This window comes from Shinella yambaruensis, from assembly GCF_050859155.1.
Taxonomy (GTDB): Bacteria; Pseudomonadota; Alphaproteobacteria; order Rhizobiales; family Rhizobiaceae; genus Shinella; species Shinella yambaruensis.
The window spans coordinates 1,092,598-1,110,329 of record NZ_CP150638.1; the positions used below are offsets into that span (position 1 = coordinate 1,092,598).

The 17,732-nt window shown below is 68.6% G+C and carries 17 protein-coding genes; 12 read left to right on the plus strand and 5 right to left on the minus strand.

Annotated features, from left to right (window positions below):
• Positions 1–221 precede the first annotated feature (221 nt).
• The 6 genes from WMC41_RS05385 (at position 222) to WMC41_RS05410 (ending at position 6,715) form a co-directional block, all read left to right on the plus strand.
• Positions 222–1,763, plus strand: coding sequence for a sensor histidine kinase (locus tag WMC41_RS05385; protein ID WP_432347248.1), 1,542 nt, complete (start codon positions 222–224; stop codon positions 1,761–1,763).
• On the plus strand, positions 1,735–2,448 hold the full coding sequence (locus WMC41_RS05390) for a peptidoglycan-binding domain-containing protein (protein WP_432347249.1): 714 nt from the start codon (positions 1,735–1,737) through the stop codon (positions 2,446–2,448). The genes WMC41_RS05385 and WMC41_RS05390 overlap by 29 nt, the downstream gene beginning before the upstream one ends.
• A 122-nt stretch (positions 2,449–2,570) precedes the next feature.
• Complete coding sequence (locus WMC41_RS05395; protein WP_288083617.1) at positions 2,571–4,022, plus strand: methyl-accepting chemotaxis protein; 1,452 nt, start codon at positions 2,571–2,573, stop codon at positions 4,020–4,022.
• A 244-nt stretch (positions 4,023–4,266) separates the two neighbouring features.
• Positions 4,267–4,638, plus strand: a complete 372-nt coding sequence (locus WMC41_RS05400; protein WP_432347251.1) for a DUF1491 family protein — start codon at positions 4,267–4,269, stop codon at positions 4,636–4,638.
• A gap of 198 nt (positions 4,639–4,836) precedes the next feature.
• Positions 4,837–6,489: a beta strand repeat-containing protein gene (locus WMC41_RS05405; RefSeq protein ID WP_432347252.1), complete on the plus strand. Its 1,653-nt coding sequence runs from the start codon at positions 4,837–4,839 to the stop codon at positions 6,487–6,489.
• Positions 6,490–6,583: 94 nt separating this feature from the next.
• On the plus strand, positions 6,584–6,715 hold the full coding sequence (locus tag WMC41_RS05410) for a hypothetical protein (RefSeq protein ID WP_256388502.1): 132 nt from the start codon (positions 6,584–6,586) through the stop codon (positions 6,713–6,715).
• Positions 6,716–6,724: 9 nt separating this feature from the next.
• Here the strand turns inward: WMC41_RS05410 and WMC41_RS05415 are convergent, their stop codons facing one another.
• Positions 6,725–7,702: a DUF2336 domain-containing protein gene (locus WMC41_RS05415; protein ID WP_432347253.1), complete on the minus strand. Its 978-nt coding sequence runs from the start codon at positions 7,700–7,702 to the stop codon at positions 6,725–6,727.
• 603 nt (positions 7,703–8,305) lie between these two features.
• Between WMC41_RS05415 and WMC41_RS05420 the strand changes: the two genes are divergently transcribed.
• Positions 8,306–8,494 (plus strand): hypothetical protein, encoded by a 189-nt coding sequence (locus WMC41_RS05420; protein WP_272804874.1) that lies wholly within the window; start codon positions 8,306–8,308, stop codon positions 8,492–8,494.
• A gap of 174 nt (positions 8,495–8,668) precedes the next feature.
• Here the strand turns inward: WMC41_RS05420 and WMC41_RS05425 are convergent, their stop codons facing one another.
• From WMC41_RS05425 to WMC41_RS05435, 3 genes are read right to left on the minus strand one after another with little or no spacing between them, the layout of a single operon-like run.
• Positions 8,669–9,220 (minus strand): DUF1254 domain-containing protein, encoded by a 552-nt coding sequence (locus tag WMC41_RS05425; protein ID WP_272804875.1) that lies wholly within the window; start codon positions 9,218–9,220, stop codon positions 8,669–8,671.
• Complete coding sequence (locus WMC41_RS05430; protein WP_272804876.1) at positions 9,213–9,806, minus strand: DUF1214 domain-containing protein; 594 nt, start codon at positions 9,804–9,806, stop codon at positions 9,213–9,215. The genes WMC41_RS05425 and WMC41_RS05430 overlap by 8 nt, the downstream gene beginning before the upstream one ends.
• Positions 9,807–9,835: 29 nt before the next feature.
• Entirely contained in the window at positions 9,836–12,019 is a 2,184-nt protein-coding gene (locus WMC41_RS05435; protein ID WP_432347254.1) for a transglycosylase domain-containing protein, read from the minus strand.
• A 178-nt stretch (positions 12,020–12,197) separates the two neighbouring features.
• On the opposite strand from WMC41_RS05435, the gene WMC41_RS05440 reads away from it, so the two are divergent.
• Positions 12,198–12,683: a YcgN family cysteine cluster protein gene (locus WMC41_RS05440; protein ID WP_432347255.1), complete on the plus strand. Its 486-nt coding sequence runs from the start codon at positions 12,198–12,200 to the stop codon at positions 12,681–12,683.
• Between the two features lie 7 nt (positions 12,684–12,690).
• On the opposite strand, the gene WMC41_RS05445 is transcribed toward WMC41_RS05440, so the two are convergent.
• Positions 12,691–13,023, minus strand: a complete 333-nt coding sequence (locus WMC41_RS05445) for an MmcQ/YjbR family DNA-binding protein (RefSeq protein WP_244769952.1) — start codon at positions 13,021–13,023, stop codon at positions 12,691–12,693.
• A gap of 262 nt (positions 13,024–13,285) precedes the next feature.
• On the opposite strand from WMC41_RS05445, the gene WMC41_RS05450 reads away from it, so the two are divergent.
• The 4 genes from WMC41_RS05450 (at position 13,286) to WMC41_RS05465 (ending at position 17,396) form a co-directional block, all read left to right on the plus strand.
• Positions 13,286–13,828 carry a hypothetical protein gene (locus WMC41_RS05450; RefSeq protein WP_432347256.1) on the plus strand — a complete coding sequence of 181 codons (543 nt, stop codon included), beginning with the start codon at positions 13,286–13,288 and terminating at the stop codon, positions 13,826–13,828.
• 403 nt (positions 13,829–14,231) lie between these two features.
• Positions 14,232–15,434 (plus strand): DNA-packaging protein, encoded by a 1,203-nt coding sequence (locus tag WMC41_RS05455; protein WP_432348272.1) that lies wholly within the window; start codon positions 14,232–14,234, stop codon positions 15,432–15,434.
• A 1-nt stretch (position 15,435) separates the two neighbouring features.
• Entirely contained in the window at positions 15,436–16,044 is a 609-nt protein-coding gene (locus tag WMC41_RS05460; protein ID WP_432347257.1) for a glycoside hydrolase family 19 protein, read from the plus strand.
• A 215-nt stretch (positions 16,045–16,259) separates the two neighbouring features.
• Positions 16,260–17,396, plus strand: a complete 1,137-nt coding sequence (locus WMC41_RS05465; RefSeq protein ID WP_432347258.1) for a phage portal protein — start codon at positions 16,260–16,262, stop codon at positions 17,394–17,396.
• Positions 17,397–17,732: the final 336 nt, after the last annotated feature.

Here is a 17,732-nt window from a genome sequence, read left to right on the forward strand (position 1 = left end):
GAACAGAAAAATGCCGCAAAATGAGGCGCTTACGCCCCGTTAACCACGCCGGACGAATGGCCGTTGGATTGCCCCGAAATGGGACTTTTGGGCCTTTTTGCCCCGCTTTCCGCCCCCGCCGTTTATTCTTTCCTTAAGTCGCCGATGCGATTTTGGGCGCACCAAAAGAAGATAAATGGCAGGGTATCGCGTTGCGCCAATTGACCACCATCGCTGACAGAATGGCAGCCCGCCTGGGCGCCGTTGCTGGCGTTGCTGGCGCGTCCGCTACCGATCAGCGCCCGTCCGCGTCCCTGCGCGCCACCACGCTGGCGCTGCTGGCGGCCGTTCCCGGCCTGCCGCTCGTCCTTTCCGCCGTCATGCCCGCCTCCGCCGCGCTGCCGGCCGGCGTGGCGCTTGCCGGCGCCGGCGCGCTGCTGGCGGCCGCGGCCTCCTCCACCCTCGAGGCGAGGCCCGCGCCGCAGAAGACCTTCGCCGAGGAACTGGCCGCCGCAACCCCGCCGGCCGCCTCGCCCTACGATCTCTTCGCCGGCCTCGTGACGCTGCACGATGCGCGCGGCTTCGTCACCGCCGTGCATGGCCGCGACCGCGCCGACATGCTCGCCTGGATGCGCGATCCTGCCGGCCGCGGCTATCTCGACCAGATCCATGTGTCCGACCGGCTCGGCTTTCTTGCCGCGATCGACCGCCTGCGCCAGGGCGGCACGCGCGAGACCGTCGAGATCCGCATCGACCGCCCGCGCACCGAGGCCGATGCCGAGCAGTTCACCCATATGCGCGTGGAGATGACGGCGCTTGCCGGCCCGGACGGCGCGCTTGCCGCCGTCGTCGCCCAGTCGCGCGACATGTCCGACGAGGCGAAGCTGCGCGGCGAGAGCGCGCGCAAGGCGGCCGAGGCCGAATCGGCCAACGACGCCAAGACGCGGTTCCTGGCCGCCGTCAGCCACGAGCTGCGCACGCCGCTGAACGCCATCCTCGGCTTTTCCGACATCCTCGCCGGCGAATATTTCGGCAGGCTGGAGAACGACCGGCAGCGCGAATATGTCACGCTGATCCACCAGTCGGGCTCGCATCTCCTGTCGGTCGTCAACACGATGCTCGACGTCTCGAAGATCGAGGCCGGCCGCTACGAGCTCCTGACCGAGCCGTTCCCCGTCGCCGACAGCGTCCGGGCCTGCGAGCAGATGCTCGGCCTCCAGGCGCGCGAGAAGGGCATCAAGCTGACGAGCCGCGTGCCGCGCGCCATTGGCGAGGCCATCGCCGACCAGCGGGCGATCCAGCAGGTGCTCATCAACCTCGTCGGCAATGCGATCAAGTTCACCGACCGCGGCGGCATCGTCACCATCGATGCGGCGCGCGAGGGGCGGGACCTCGTCCTGACCGTCAGCGACACCGGCATCGGCATTCCCGCCGACAAGCTGGCGCTGATCGGCCAGCCCTTCATGCAGGTGCAGAACGAATATACCCGCAAATACGAGGGCACCGGCCTCGGCCTGTCGCTGGTCAAGGGGCTCGTGGCGCTGCATGGCGGCAGCTTCGTCATCCAGAGCCGGCCGGGCGAGGGTACGGTCATCACCGTGCGCGTGCCGGCGGACGGCTCCGGCGTCGCGCCGGACAGCGAGCTGCGGCCCGGCTGCGCGCCCAACGCCGCATCCACCGTCGAATTCCCGCCGCGCCTTGCGGCCATGGTCGAGACCGTTTACGAGCCGTCGCAGGATGGCAAGGACACGAACGATGAACGCGCACGTCAGAAGACAGCCTGAGCGGCGGCCCCAGGGCCAGGCCCGCAAGGGCCGGTCCGGCACCCGCGTGGAGCCGCGCCGGCCGAATATCGTGATCGCCGGGCTGATGGCGCTCGGCCGCCTTGCCGCGCGCCACCCGACCGCGCTCGGCGGCACCTGCGCCTTCGTCGTGGTCTTCTCCTTCGTCGCCACCAATGCGCTGTGGTACCAGCCGGGCGGCCATCCGGCGCCCTTCCTGAAGATGCGCTCGGCCGACAATTCCCTCGGCTTCACCGCCACGAAGCCCGAGCCGCATGACGTGACGACCTTCGTCATCGAGCGCATGGAGGAGGGCGAGCCCCTGCCCGAGGTCACCGACGTGACGCCGGCCGAGCGGCCCTTCGACGAGGTGGCCAAGGTCATCGAGGGCAAGCCGGCCAGGACGCATGCGGCCGTCGAGGAGGACCCTGTCGCGGCGGCCATCCTGCAGGCCGAGGCCGACCCGGCCGTGACCTCCGCCGTCGCGCGGCCGGTGCCGAGCGAACTGGTGATGAAGATCCAGAAGGGCCTCAGCAACATCGCCTATACGGATATCGCCGTCGACGGGCTGATCGGCGAGAAGACCCGCACGGCGATCCGCCATTTCGAAAAGCACTATCGCCTGCCGGTCACCGGCGAGCCGAACGAGCAGGTGCTCGCCAAGCTGAAGGACATCGGCGCGCTCTGAGGCGCGCCGTCCATGCGACGAAAGTCGTATGCCGCAACTGGCACATCTACCGGTTGCTTCTAAAGGATGCGTTAACCATGTCTGCCGGATGATCCATCGATCATCTGGAGGATCGACGAACCATGTCCAACGCTGCCTTGCGTGAGACTGCGCATACCCGGGAAGAGGACGAGGGGCGGGCGCCGGCCGATGGCGCGGCGTTGCGCCGGGTCGTCGGGGCGCTGGCCGTCGAGGCGTCGGATCTCGGCCTCCATCTCGTCGACATCGCCGGCTCCATCCAGGACACGGCCGCCCAGTCGCGCGAGCACGCGGCGCTCTTCACCCGGCTGACCCGGTCGGCGACCGCGATCGCCAGCGCCAACGGCGACATCGCCCGCGCGCTCGGCGAGACGGATCAGCTGGCCGCGAGCGCCCGCCAGGTGCTCGGCGAGCAGGCGGTGCAGCTCGACGGCTCGATTGCCGCGATCGACCACATGGTGACGGCCTCCAACGAGATCGGCACCGAAATCTCGGCCTTTTCCGGGGCGCTCGCCGATGTCGGCCGGCTGGCCGACGCCATCGGCACCATCGCCCGGCAGACGAATCTCCTGGCGCTGAACGCGGCCATCGAGGCGGCGCGCGCGGGCGAGGCGGGCAAGGGCTTCGCGGTCGTGGCGGCGGAGGTGCGGGCGCTGTCGCTCGAGACCTCCAGCACGACGGCCTCCATCCAGAAGACGCTGCAGGCGCTGCGCGCCCGCATCGACCGGCTGGAGGCGGCGGGCGAGGGCGCGCGCGTCTCCGCCGAGGGCGTCAAGGCGACGGCCTCGGCGGTGCAGGGCTCGTTTGCCGGCGTCGAGCAGGTGATGTCGAAGATCCTCGACAGCGCCTCGGCGCTTGCCGCGACGACGGGCGCGGTGGACCGGGAATGCAGCGACTTCGCGCGCGCGATCGGCGCGGCCTCGGCGGAGATCATCCGCTCGAACGAGGTGCTGCAGGGCGCCTCCGGCAAGGTCGGCGAGGTGGTGGCCATTTCCGAGCGCATCATCCAGGCGACGGCGAGCGCGGGGATCGAGACGCCGGACAGCCCCTATATCCGCCTCGTGCAGCGGCTGGCCGGCGAGGTCTCGGCACGCTTCTCGGCGGCCGTCGGCAGCGGCGAGATGGGCATGGAGGCGCTGTTCGACCGGCAGTACCGGCCGATCCCGGGCACCGATCCGGTGCAGATGACGACGCGCTTCACCGATTTCACCGACCGCGTGCTGCCGGCGATCCAGGAGCCGGTACTGGCCGCCGACGCGCGCATCGCCTTCTGCGCGGCGATCGACGACCAGGGCTACCTGCCGACGCACAACCGCAAATTCTCCGAGCCGCAGCGTCCGGGCGATCCGGCCTGGAACACCGCCAACTGCCGCAACCGCCGGATCTTCGATGACCGGGTGGGGCTGGCCGCCGGGCGCAGCACCGAACCCTTCCTCGTGCAGACCTATCGCCGCGACATGGGCGGCGGCCAGTTCGTGCTGATGAAGGACATCTCCGCCCCCATCACCGTCAACGGCCGTCACTGGGGCGGGCTGCGGCTGGCGATCCGGGTGTGAGGCGGGGGGCCTGGCCGCGGTGATGGCGGCGCTGCCCCTCATCCCGCTGCCGCGACCTTCTCCCCGCTTGCGGGGAGAAGGGGAATGGTGAACCGGTTTCCCCAGACAATGACCGTGATGGACTCGGGAAAACGCTGCATCCTCGCCTTCGCCCCGCCTGCGGGGAGAAGGTCGCGGCAGCGGGATGAGGGGGTCGCCAGGCTTCGCCATTGCCCGATCGCGCCGCGCCGTGTATGCCGCCGCCATGCGCCTTCGTTCCGATATCTTCGTGTCCGCCCTGATGCGCCGCGTCTTCGCCCGCGGCGATTTTGCGGCCGTCGAGGTGAAGGGCGCGGAGGAGGCGGGGGCGGTGTTCGTGCGGCAGGTGTTCCGCGACGGGTCGGAAAGCCTCCATGCGCCGGCGCCGCAGAGTGTCTTCGAGGCGGAGGAGAGCGGGCTCAGGCGCTTCGAGACGCGGCTGGAGCGGGCAAGGGCGGAGGCGGTGGCCGATGCGCTCGCCCGGGAGCGACGTTTCGATGGCGACCTCTGGGTGGTGTCGATCGAGATGGACGATCTTGGCGATCTCATCGACTTCGCCGCGGCCGAACCGAAGGACGACGGGTTCTTCCGGCGTTAACCCTGCCGACCGAAACCCGCAGCATCGATCCGGCCGGAACGGATTTCTGCCGGAAAGGCACCATAGCCAATCCGGCGGCACGGCGTGGCGGCCCGCGTCGGGCGCCGCGGGGAAACAGGGATATGGGCATTCTGCCGTTCGACGTGAAGCGGAAATGCTCCGGAATGTGGCAACGTCGATGATGGACGCCGGAAAGACATGAGCAAATACGACATTCTCACGGACCGGGCATCGACGCTCGTCGCCCGCGAGGCGGACAGCCAGTGGATCGTCGCGCCCGGCATTTCCATCGCCACGACGGGCCTTGCCGTCGATGCGGGCGGGGCCATTGCCGGCCGCACGCTTGTCGTCGACGGGACGATCCGGTCTTCGGCCGGAAATGCGGTCGTGCTCGGCGCGGGCACGCTCGGCAGCAATGCGGGAACGGTCGCGATCAAGCCGGACGGGGTGATCTCCGCCGCGCTGACCGGCCTTTCCGCCAGCGGCGGCGGACTGGTCCTCTCCAACCAGGGCACGCTTTCGGGCGATGCGGCGGCCGGCAATTTCAGCGGCGCGGGCGCAAACATCACCAACCGCGGCTCGGTGCTGTCCTCCGGCGGGACGGGGCTCAAGGTGACCGGCGGCGACGCGCTGGTGACGAACCACGGCACGGTGAAGAGCGCGGGCGATGCCGTCACGGTATCGGGCGCCAAGGCGATCATCACCAATTACGGCATGATCCAGTCGACGGCCGATGACGGCATCAGGAGCGCCGGCCGGGCGGCGATCGTGACCAACAGCGGCACGGTGGATGCGCAGCGCGACGGGCTGACCGTGACCGGTGCCGGCGCCATCGTCACCAACAACGGCAAGATCGTCTCGCGTGCCGACGAGGGCGTCGTGATCACCGGCGGCGGCGCGGTGATGGCCAACAACGGCACGATCACCGCGGCGAAGGACGGCGTGCGGCTCGACGGGGCGAAGGTCAATTTCGCCAATCACAAGACGATCACCGCGACGACCGGCGAGGCCATCGATATCGGCGGCACCCAGGCGCAGGTGACGAACAACGGCACGCTGAAGGGGGCTGCCGGCATCCTCAGCGACGGGGCCGGCGCGACGGTGACGAACAACGGCGCGATAACGGCGACGAAGGGCATCGCGGTGGCGCTGCTCGGCAAGGGGCTCAACACCTTTTCCAACAACGGCTCGCTGAAGGCGGAGGGCCTGGCGCTGAAGGGCGGCAGCGGCAGCGAGATCGTCACCAACAACGGCACGATCCGCGGCAATGTCGATCTCGGCGCGGGCAACGACACGTTCGACACGCGCGGCGGCAAGGTGACCGGCACCGTGGCGGGCGGCAAGGGGAACGATACCTATATCGTCGGCGATGCCCGCCTGAAGCTTGTCGAGAAGGCGGGCGGCGGCACCGACACGGTGCAGTCCACGGTCAGCTATACGCTCGGTGCGAATCTCGAAAAGCTGGTCCTGCTCGGCAAGGCCGGCATGAGCGGCACGGGCAACGAGCTCGCCAACGTGCTCATCGGCAACAGCGGCGGCAACACGCTCTCGGGCGGCGGCGGCAACGACATTCTCGACGGCGGCAAGGGCAATGACAGGCTGATCGGCGGCAGCGGGGCGGATGTCTTCCTGTTCGCCAAGGGCTCCGGGCGCGACACGGTGGCGGATTTCACGCCGGGCACGGACCGGGTCGACCTTTCCGGCCATGCCGACATTACCGGCTTTACCGACCTCATGGCGAACCATGCCGTTCAACGCGGCGACGACGTGGTGATCCGCGCCGGCAACGACATGCTGACGCTGGAGCATGTCACGCTCCGCGCGCTCGACAAGGGCGATTTCCTCTTCTGAGACCCTGTTCCCGCGGGAACATCACGGCGGCGTCCGGCATGGCAAAAGGGAGGCACGCAGGCATCGGCCTGCGTCGAACCCTCGGAGAAACGCCATGTTCATCGTGCTGCCCGCTCTTGCACTGCTGATTTCGGGAATGTTCGTCGTGACCACGCTCGCCGCGCTCTCGGCCGAGCGGAACGAAGGCGCGACGATTCGCGTACCGGCCAGGCGCCGGATTTTCTAATAGAAACGATCAGCCGGCGGCGCGGTGCCGTGCGGCTTCGGAGGACCTGTCGTGGTTATCCTGCCCATTCGACTTCGCGTCGTCGCCGTTGGCCGCCTTCGGCAGGCCATTGCCATTCGTGTAGCTGTCCGCCCGCTGCCAGCTTTCGACACGGTCGATCGCCTCGGCCGGGTCTAGCGCCGAAAGCAGCGCCGCAGCGCCCCCTTCGGCCAGATGGGGATAGATCTTCGTCAGCACGAACAGGCTGTCCGCGTCCGGAACGTCGAGCGCCAGCAGCGTCTCGGCGAGCTGCCGCCCGGACACATCGAGAAGGATGCGCTCGGACAGCCACTGGCTGGAACCGAGCGCGTCGGCGAGCGTGACGGCCAGCATGCCGGCCTCGCCCGCGCGGGCAAACCGCACGAACAGCGCCTGGTGGGCCTCCGTTGCCGGTTCGAGCCCGGGGGGCGCTTGGACGGCGGGCGTTGCGGCGCGCACCAGGGCGCGCAACTCCTCGCGGATCTGTTCTTCCCGCTCCAGCCTTGCCGCTTCCTTCAGCGACGCCTCGCGATCCTCGCCGGCCCTGCGGCTGGCATGGTCCTGATGGCTTGCGACCAGCGCCTCGACCATGGCGGGCGAGAGGTCGTCCCGCCGGCCGATGGCGCGGGCATGCTCCGGGCCGGCGGCGCGCAGCACGTGCATCAGCGTGTGCTCGGCAATGGCCTTCGAGCCCATGAGGAAGATGGCGGCGATGCCGATCGGCTGGGTGGCGATGAAGAGGGCGGTTTCGTCCGGCACCTGCGGGCAGCGCGAGAGCGCGGCGACGGCCTGCCGGCGGGCTTCCTCGGTGGAGGCGTTATAGAGCGGCTCGAAGAGCTCACCGAACTGGTGCAGGTCCGAGCGCGAGGGAAAACGCAGGCTCTCGAAGCTGGAGACCGTGGCCATCAGCACGATGTCCTTCGGCCGCCCTGCCTGCGGTCTCTCCAGTTCGCGAAACCTGTCCGCCACAAAACACCTGCTCAGTCCCCGGAACGGCAGCCCCCCGCCGCTTCCCAATCGTTCACGAAAAGTAGAGGAAAAGCGTTAGCAAGGCGTTAACCCTGCTCGCGCGGAAACCGCAATGTTTACAAGGCGGTGCCGCAAGGGTTGCGGCGGCAGGGCCGGCGGATGCGGACCGTATCGGCACAGGCCCCGCCGGCCCCGGCGGGCGCTCCCGCCTGTACCGCAGGGAACAGCGAACACGCGCGCTTCACGCTAGTGTTAACAGCATGTTAACCCGATAGTCGCTAGTTTTAGGGGCAAGGATCGGCTCGTCTATTGCGATGGACGTGTTATGATTCGATCATGTGAGCGGTGGATCTGCCGAAAGGCACCCGCCGTTCCGCGAGGGAAAGGTGCGATGTTCCGGATGCCGGACGGTCGCCAGACACATTCCCGTGAATGGGAAACTTCTGGTCCCGTATCGCCGTTTTCCACCCGTATGCGACTGGGGAGACATCGATCTCATGTCGCGTCCGGGGGTGACGGAACCGGATGCACCGGCCCGTTGAAACGGGCAGGGTGAGATTGTAGGAGTGCTTCATCCGTCTCGATTCTTCTTTGGAGGCGAGAATGGCAGACGTGGTACGATTGAAGGAATGGCTCGCGCGAACGCCGCGCCGCGACACCCTGCGCCGGGAGGCTCCGGCCCAGGTTCTTCTTTTCACCGGCGTGAGATATGAACGCCTGACGCCCGCCATGCTGGCGGCCCGCGGCAAGGCGGCAAAGCAGGGCGCGCAGGACACCGCCCGCCGGCCCTGAAGCGTTTTTGATCGCCGCGCGCAGTGCGGCGACCTCTCCTCCGTCATGGTCGGGCTTGACCCGACCATCCACAGCAGCGCGTGCCGCGTGGACCCTCGGGTCAAAGCCCGAGGATGACGACGAAGGGAGAGGCGGAGTTGTCGTCAAGCAAGGCTCCTTTCGGAGCGATCCTTCCTATTGTTCCGCCGTGAAGGGCTCGCAGCTTGCATCCGCCAGAAAGGCGGTTGCCGCTTCCTCGCGGCTTTGCGTCGGCACGAAGGTGCGCAGCACGGCGTAGCCTTCCTCCCCGCGCATTTCCACGAGGATCGACTGTTCCAGCTCCGCCGGCACGGCCTTGCGGATGCCGATGAGCTGGATGGGCGTGGCGACCAGCGTGTCGAGCGCGCCGCTGACCGAGGTGCGGTCGTTCATGCTGAACACCTCGTTGGACGCGCTGTCATAGACGGCGAGCGACCAGAACGGTACCTCGCCCTCGGCAAACAGCCGGATCGGGCCGTTCTCCACGGAAAAGGCGCAGACCGCCGTCTTCATCGCCGGGTCGTCGTTGATCGGCACCAGCGTATCGCCGGCATCGGCCAGGGGGAAGAAGCGGTTCGTCTCGCCGAAGGCCTGCACGCGCGTATAGGCGTCGCGGCCGGTGAAACTCGGCAGCGAGAGGATGATGACGATGTGCAGCAGCGCCGCGCCGACAAGGCCGACGGCGATGGCGTAGAGGAAGCTACGCATCGGCACAGTCCAGCCTGACGATGCCGGGCATGGCAAGGTCGATGACGCCGGAGCTGCCGGCGGTCGGCGTATCGAGCAGCGTCATGACCAGCAGGAACGGCGCCCTGCCTTCCGGCACGGCCAGCCAGTTGCCGGGCGTCGCCGAAGAGGCGATGCGGATGGAGAAATTGCTGTCGGTGCCGCGCAGCACCGACCAGGCGTTGAGGCCCGTCGGCAGGCCGGCGCGGGCGCCCTCCAGCGGATTGCCGTTACGGTCCGCCGCATGCAGCGTCCACAGGCGGGCGGGGGGCGTGATGCCGCGGATCTCGTAGCGGCAGTTTTCCACGAGCGTGCGGTTCGCGCTGTCCGTGGCGGCGGTGAAGGTGAGGCCTTCCGCGCCGCCGAGCAGCAGCTTGCCGTCGCGGGCGCGGTGGGCCTTGGCGTAGGGGTCGGCGTCGATCGTCTGGGCGGTCGGGAAGGCGGTCCAGGGCCCGAGCGCGATGGCGCCGAAGCCGACCGTCGCGCGCAGCGCATAGATCGAGCTCAGGATGCCGAGGCCGAAGGCGACGGCGAGCGCTGTGGCGATGACGAGGGGCGTACGGAGCAAGGCGATCGACCGTTGGAATCAGGTTGCCGTCACTCTGTCCGCTTCGCGCGAGCAAGGTCAAGCGCCCCGTCGAGCGCGGCGACCCGGCCATCGGCCTTCAGCGCCGGCGCCGCGCCGAGCTCACGGGCGACGTCCTTCAGGAGCTTCGTCACGTCCGCCGAGAGCGAGCGCGGGCGCACGAGCGCGGGCAGCGCGCTCTCGTCGCTCGATGTCGCGGCCACCTCGTTCGCCTTCTTGCCGTCGGGCAGGGGGTTCTCGATGCCGGGGATGGGGCGCAGCTCGATGCCCTGATGGGCATAGTCCATCAGGCGCTTGAAGGTCATGGCGGGCAGCGAGCCGCCGGTCATGTTGTTGGTCGAGGTATAGTCGTCGTTGCCGAACCAGACGGCGGTCGTGTAGTTGCCGGTGAAGCCGACATACCAGGCGTCGCGATAGGCCTGGGTGGTGCCCGTCTTGCCGCCCGACACGATGCCGCGGTCGAGTGCACCGCGCCGCGCCGTGCCGCTCACCGGGATGGTGACGAGGATGCGGTTCATCGAGGACATGGCCTGCTCGGACAGCACCTCCTTCGCCGGCGGCTCGTCGCGGCCGAAATCGTAGAGGATGTCGCCGTCGTAGTTGAGGATCTGGCTGATGCCGTGGCGGCGCGCCGAGACGCCGCCGGCGGGGAAGACGGCATAGGCCGTCGCCTGGTCGAGCACGGTGACCTCGGAGGTGCCGAGCGGCATGGTCTTGTCGGTGCGGATCGGCGTCTCGACGCCCATGGCCTTGGCCATCTCGGCGATGCGCTTGGTGCCGAGCTTGTCCTTGGCAAGGCGCACGGGCACGGTGTTGATGGACTTGGCGAGCGCCGTCATCAGCGTCATGCGGCCGGCATAGCTGCGGCCGTAGTTCTGCGGCGACCAGCCGCTCCAGCTGATCGGCGCGTCGACGATGGTCGTCTCCGGCGTCATGCCGGATTCCATCGCGGCCGAATAGGTATAGACCTTGAAGGAGGAGCCCGGCTGGCGCAGCGCGCGCGTGGCGCGGTTGAACTGGCTTTCGCCATAGTCGCGCCCGCCGACCATGGCGCGCACGGCGCCGCCGTTCTCCACCATGACCAGCGCGCCCTGCCGGACGCGATAGCTCTCGCCGTACTGGCGAAGGCTGCTTTCCACCGCCTCCTCGGCGGCGGCCTGCAGGCCCATGTCGATGGTCGTGCGCACGACGAGGGAATGCTGGGCGAAGGGCCTGGCGATGCGCTGCACCTCCTCGAAGGCCCAGTCGAGGAAGAAGTCGGGCGCCGCCTTCTCGTTGCGGTCGATGACGGTGGCGGGGTTGCGCCGCGCGGCGATCACCTGGCCCTCGGTCATCAGCCCGCCCTGCACGAGGTTGGTCAGCACCTCGTTGGCGCGGGCGCGGGCGGCGGGCAGGTTGACGTGCGGGGCGTAGCGGGCGGGGGCCTTGAAGAGGCCGGCGAGCATGGCGGATTCGGCAAGGTTCACGTCGGTGACGTTCTTGCCGAAATAGAACTGCGCCGCCGCGGCCGCGCCGAACGTGCCGCCGCCCATATAGGCGCGGTCGAGATAGAGGCGCAGGATCTCCTTCTTGGAGAGGTTGGCTTCCAGCCAGAGGGCGAGGAAGGCCTCCTTGATCTTGCGCTCGATGGTGCGCTCGTTGGACAGGAACAGGTTCTTGGCGAGCTGCTGGGTGAGCGTCGAGCCGCCCTGCACGACGCCGCCGGCCCGGGCGTTCTCGTTCATGGCGCGGGCAAGGCCGAGGAAATCGATGCCGAAATGGCTGAAGAAACGGCGATCCTCCGTCGCCAGCACCGCCTTGATCAGGTGGTCGGGCAGTTCGTCGATCGGCGCGGAATCCTCGTGGATGATGCCGCGATGGCCGATCTCGTTGCCGTAGCGATCGAGGAAGGTGACGGCGAAATCGCTCTGGGCGCGCCAGTTGCCCTTGGTCTCCTCGAAGGCGGGGAGCGCGAGGGCGAGCAGCAGCACGAAGCCGGCGGCGCCGAGGTTCATGCCCTCGCCGGCGACCTCGAAGACCGCCTTCTTCCAGCCTTTGACGTGGAAGCGGCGGGAGAAGATGGTGATCTCCTCCCAGATCTCGGCCGCGCGAAAACCGGCGTTCCAGACCGTGGAATCGATCCAGGAATCGATGCGCAGGAGGATGTGCCGCTTGCGGCGGCGGGGTTTTGTCGGCGTCTGGCTGTCGTCTTCCACGGTTCGCATACCTTTGGCGGGGGCGGGTCGCAGCCTGCCTGCGTTGGGTTAACGTCCTCTCACCACCGGTTTATTCAGTGAGGATATCAGTCTTTTGAAGGCAACAGAACGGATTTCGCCGATTGGTCCTGGCAGCCGGCCCCTTGACCTTTGCGCCCAAGGGGTTCAGGGGTCGGAGATGACGATCAAGAGTGCCGAAAAGCCGGACGACCTGCCGTTCTGGAAGACCAAGACTCTCGCCGAGATGACCAATCCGGAATGGGAGAGCCTGTGCGACGGCTGCGGGCTCTGTTGCCTCAACAAGCTGGAGGACTGGGACACGGGCGAGATCGCCTGGACCTCGATCCGCTGCGTGCTGCTCGACGGGGAAAGCTGTCGGTGCTCCGACTACGAGAACCGGCAGGCGACCGTGCCGGACTGCATCCGCCTGACGGTGGAGAGTGTGGAAAAGATCTCCTGGCTGCCGCCGACCTGCGGCTATCGCCTCATCCGCGACGGCGAGGACCTCTACTGGTGGCATCCGCTGGTGTCCGGCGATCCCGACACCGTGCACCAGGCCGGCATTTCCGCGCGCGGCCGCACGGTGAGCGAGGAGGGCCTCGATGTCGACGACTACGAGGACTATCTGGTGACCTGGCCGCTGGAAGTGGGAAAGGGCAAGTAGCGGCGCTTCAGGGGAGGCTTGCCGCGACGAGCTTCTTCGGCGCCACGTTGCGCCAGGCGGTATCGATGAGTTCGCGCACCCGCGCGGCGTCCGCGCCGTCGAAATAAAGCGACGTCCAGCCCTTCGACCCCCAGCCGCCCGGTACCGGCGCGCACAGGCCCGGATCGGTCTCCAGGACCAGCGCCTGCTGGTCCGGCGTGAACTTCAGGACGGCACGGCCGGCCTCCGGCAGGGTCATGAAAACCTTCTCGCCCACCCGGAAGTCGCGCTTGCCGAAATGAGCACTTTCCCGCGCCCCCGGCATGCCGAGCGCAATGGTCACGAGATCGTCGGATATCATGGGCGGAAAGGTAGCACCCTTTCCTGCGGCCGAAAAGTTTTTGCAGAAAATAGGAAAATAGTCCTTGACGGCGTCACGGTCGTCTGGTAGGGTCATGGCATAGTCGGAAAGGTGCGGGTGGAGGGAGCCAGCCCGGTTTTCCCGGAGGCCGGGACAGGGGCGGCCTTCGCCCGCGGCCGGCTTTCCGCATCTGGACGCAGGAATTTATTGACAGGCGCTCGTTCCCTTCGGACCGGGCGCCTTTTCATTTGGAGGACCGAGAATGGATGCGATCGATCTCGATCTTTTCGGCGTCTCGCCGACGCCGGCGGTCTATGACGGGCTGGCGGGGCGGCCGGCGCTCTTCGAGGGCGGCGCGGCGCCGCTGCTCGACATCAAGGCGCAGGCGCCGCTCGATCCGTTTCTCGACATGCAGGCGATGCTTCTGGAGATGACCAAGGAACTGCGCGAGCGCTTCCAGCGCTTCCAGAGCCAGAAGGCGCTGGCCGAGGAGGATGCGGATGCCGCACAGGACGAGGCCTTCCGCAAGCAGGCGCAGGCGGACGCCAAGGCGGCCATCGAGGCCGTCTCGCTGATCGTGCGCACGCTGGAGAAGATCGACAGCCTGCAGCGCACGCTTCTCAATGCACGGGCCGAGGCGGACGCGGCCGCCGACGGCGCCGAGGACGAGGCGGCGCTGGCGGCGGAGTTCGACCGGCTTGTCGAGGATCGCGTGAAGGAACGGCTGAATGCGGCGAAGGAAGACTGGATGCGCGGGCTCGGGCCTGGCGGCGATGCTGCCGCGCGCGCGGAAAGCGGGCCGTAGAGAGCGGCGCGCCTGCCGGGCGATCGGGAAGACAATCGATGCGGATATGCGGACGGCGGCTGCGGGCTTGAGGATGATCGAGGAAGAACGGGGGCGGACGGCGTTTAGCGTTGAAGCCGATGCGCTGGAGGCGGGGATGTCGCGGCGGAGGAGCGGTGAAGCCTGCCTCTCGTCTGAGGCTTGCCCCTCATCCCCCTGCCGGGACCTTCTCCCCGCAAGCGGGGAGAAGGGGATGAGGCCCGGGTCTCCTTCCCATCGGGAGCAAGAGGACTGGAACAATCGAGCGCCTGTTCCCCCTTCTCCCCGCAGCCAAGGAGAAGGTCCCGGCAGCGGGATGAGGGGCCAGGCCGAAGGAATCGAGCCTGCCCGCACGACACCGATAACGCCGACCAGCCTGCGCCAGATGCGCGGCTGGCACTTCCACCACCGCCTTGCCCAGATGCCGCCCGACGGCGACTGGCGGGTGTGGCTGCTGATGGGCGGGCGCGGCTCGGGCAAGACGCGGGCTGGCGCCGAATGGGTGCATGCGATCGCCAGCCTGAAGGCGGACCTGCGCATCGCGCTGGTGGCCGAGACGCTGGGCGATGCGCGCGAGGTGATGATCGACGGCGTATCGGGCATCTGCCGGATCGCCGGGCGGGCGCGGCCGGACTTCGAGGCCTCGCGCCGCCGGCTCGTCTGGCCGAACGGCTCGATCGCGCAGATCTTCTCCTCCGAGGACCCGGAGAGCCTGCGCGGGCCGCAGTTCCACCTCGCCTGGTGCGACGAGCTCGGCAAGTGGAAACATGCGCAGGAGACCTGGGACATGCTGCAATTCGGCCTGCGCCTCGGGGACGATCCGCGCGTGCTGGTGACGACGACGCCCCGGCCGGTGCCGCTCTTGCGGGCGCTGGCGGGCGATCCGAAGACCGCGGTGCGGCGCATCCGCACCGACGACAATGCCGGCAACCTGGCGCCGGGCTTCCTTGCGGCGATGGCCGAGCGCTATGGCGGCACGCGGCTGGGGCGGCAGGAGCTGGACGGCGAGCTGATCGCCGACCGCGAGGATGCGCTGTGGAACCGGGCGCGGCTGGAGGGGATCCGCCAGCGCAATCCCGGGCCGCTCTCGCGCATCGTCGTGGCGGTCGATCCGCCGGCGACGGCCTCGGCGGCCTCCGTCTGCGGCATCGTCGTGGCGGGGCTGGACGGGGCGGGGCGGGCGGTGGTGCTCGCCGACTGCTCGGTGACGGGCGCAAGCCCTGCGGGCTGGGCGGGCGCCGTGGTGCGCGCCTTCCGGCGCTTCGACGCGGACCGGGTGGTCGCCGAGGTGAACCAGGGCGGCGACATGGTGACGGCGATGCTGAAAAGCGTCGACGCGAACCTGCCGGTCGCGACCGTGCGGGCGACGCGCGGAAAATTCCTGCGCGCCGAGCCGGTGGCCGCACTTTACGAGCAGGGGCGGGTGGTCCATGCGGCCGCCTTTGCCGAGCTGGAGGACCAGATGTGCGATTTCGGGCCGGACGGGCTCTCCTCCGGCCGCTCGCCGGACCGGCTCGATGCGCTGGTCTGGGCGCTGACGGCGCTGGTGCTGGAGCGGGCGGGCGAACCGCGGGTTAGGGGGATTTGAGATGGCAATCGATCGCAAGGCGTTTTTCGATGCGGTGCGCGGCACGCTGTATGGCGGCCGGCTGGCAAGCGCACAGGTCGCGGGGCTGGCGGCGCTGCTCGACCGCTTCGAGCGCGGCGAGGTCGAGGACCGGCGTTTCCTCGCCTACATGCTGGCGACGGCCCATCACGAGACGGGCGGGCGCCTGCAGCCGGTGCGCGAGACCTTCGCGGCGACGGATGCGGCGGCGATCGCCCGGCTCGACCGGGCCTTCGCGGCCGGACGGCTGCCGCAGGTTTCCGCGCCCTACTGGCGGCGCGATGCGGCGGGGAAGAGCTGGCTCGGGCGCGGGCTCGTGCAGATCACCCACCGGCGCAACTATGCGCGGCTGGCCGGGCTGACGGGCATCGATCTCGTCGGCCGGCCGGAGCTTGCGATGGAGATGGCGGTGTCGGTCGAGATCCTCTTCACCGGCATGCTGCGCGGCGCCTTCACCGGACGGCGGCTGGCCGATCATTTCTCCGGCACGCGGGCCGACTGGGTCGGCGCGCGGCGGATCATCAACGGGCTCGACCGGGCGGAAAAGGTGGCGGGCTACGGGCGGGCGTTTTTCGCCGCGCTGGGCGGGTAGCGGGCGGCGTGCCGTGCGGGTGGATCCTCGGGTCGAGCCCGAGGATGACGGAGGGGAGGATCGGGTTTCCATCCCATGGAACGATGCGGCATGCGGATCCGGTGCGGTGGCCCTTCATGCTTTTCTTCTGTCGTCATCCTCGGGCTCGACCCGAGGATCCACCCGCACGGCACACCGCCCGGACCATCGGCGAATCGATACAATCGGAGGGCACCATGAAATTACCATCCTTCCTCGCGCGGCAGCGCCGGGCGGCCGAGACCAAGGCGTCGGGCTTCTTCGCGCTGACGGCCGAGGGGCGGGCGCACTGGTCGTCCCGCTCCTATGCCTCGCTGTCGCGCGAGGGGTTCATGAAGAACCCGGTGGCGCACCGTGCGGTGCGCATGATCGCGGAAGCGGCGGCCTCCGTGCCCTGGCTTGCCTATCAGGGCGAGGCGGAGCGGCCGGACGACCCCTTGCTTTCGCTCTTGTCGCGGCCGAACGCGCGCCAGGCAGGCGCGGATTTCTTCGAGACGCTCTACGGGCATCTTCTGCTTTCCGGCAATGCCTTCGTGGAGGGGGTGCGGGTGGGCGACGACCTGCGCGAACTCCATCTGCTGAGGCCCGACCGGGTGCGCATCGTCGAGGGGCGGGACGGCTGGGCGGAGGCCTATGAATATCGCGTCGGCGGCCATGTGCGCCGGCACCCCGCGGGCGAGGGGCAGGCGATCCTGCATCTGCGCCTCTTTCATCCGCTCGACGACCAGCTCGGTTTCGCGCCGCTGGAGGCGGCGTCCATGGCGCTCGACCTCTCCAATGCGGCCGCCATCTGGAACAAGGCGCTGCTCGACAATTCGGCGCGGCCCTCCGGCGCGCTCGTCTACCAGCCGAAGGAGGGCGGCAACCTGACGCCCGACCAGTACGGCCGGCTGAAATCGGAGCTGGAGGAGGGCTATTCCGGACCGGCGCGGGCCGGGCGGCCGATGCTGCTGGAAGGCGGGCTCGACTGGAAGGCGATGGGGCTTTCCCCGCGCGAGATGGATTTCGTCGAGGCCAAGAACGGCGCGGCGCGCGACATCGCGCTCGCCTTCGGCGTGCCGCCGATGCTGATCGGCATTCCGGGCGATGCCACCTATGCCAATTACCAGGAGGCCAACCGGGCCTTCTGGCGGCTCACCGTGCTGCCGCTGGTGCAGCGCACGGCGGCGGCCTTCGCGGGGTGGTTTTCCGAAGGGTCGGATGACGGGCTGCGGCTGGTGCCGGATCTCGACCAGGTGAGCGGGCTGGCGGACGAGCGCTCGGAGCTCTGGGCCCGGGTGGGCGCGGCGGGGTTCTTGACGGACGAGGAGAAGCGGCGGGCGGTGGGGTATTGAGGGGGCGGGGATGCCTGCCCCTCATCCCGCTGCCGCGACCTTCTCCCCGTAAACGGGGAGAAGGGATATGCCGTGGCGGTTTCCCCAATCACTACCGTTCGTGAGGCAAGTCCCCTCTCCCCGCTTGCGGGGAGAGGGTTAGGGTGAGGGGCCGGGATTGCTGCTTTCTCCAGGAAAATTAACTGGTTGCGCTGCACATGTGAATCACTTTGCAGAGTACCGCACCCGACTTGTGAAAACCTTGAATCGGTTTTCCAGCAAAGCGCCGCAAGGGATTCAAAAGACTCGCTGATCGGCCCGGCTTCCTTGGCGGAAAGCCGGCGCTTTCGGCCGCGT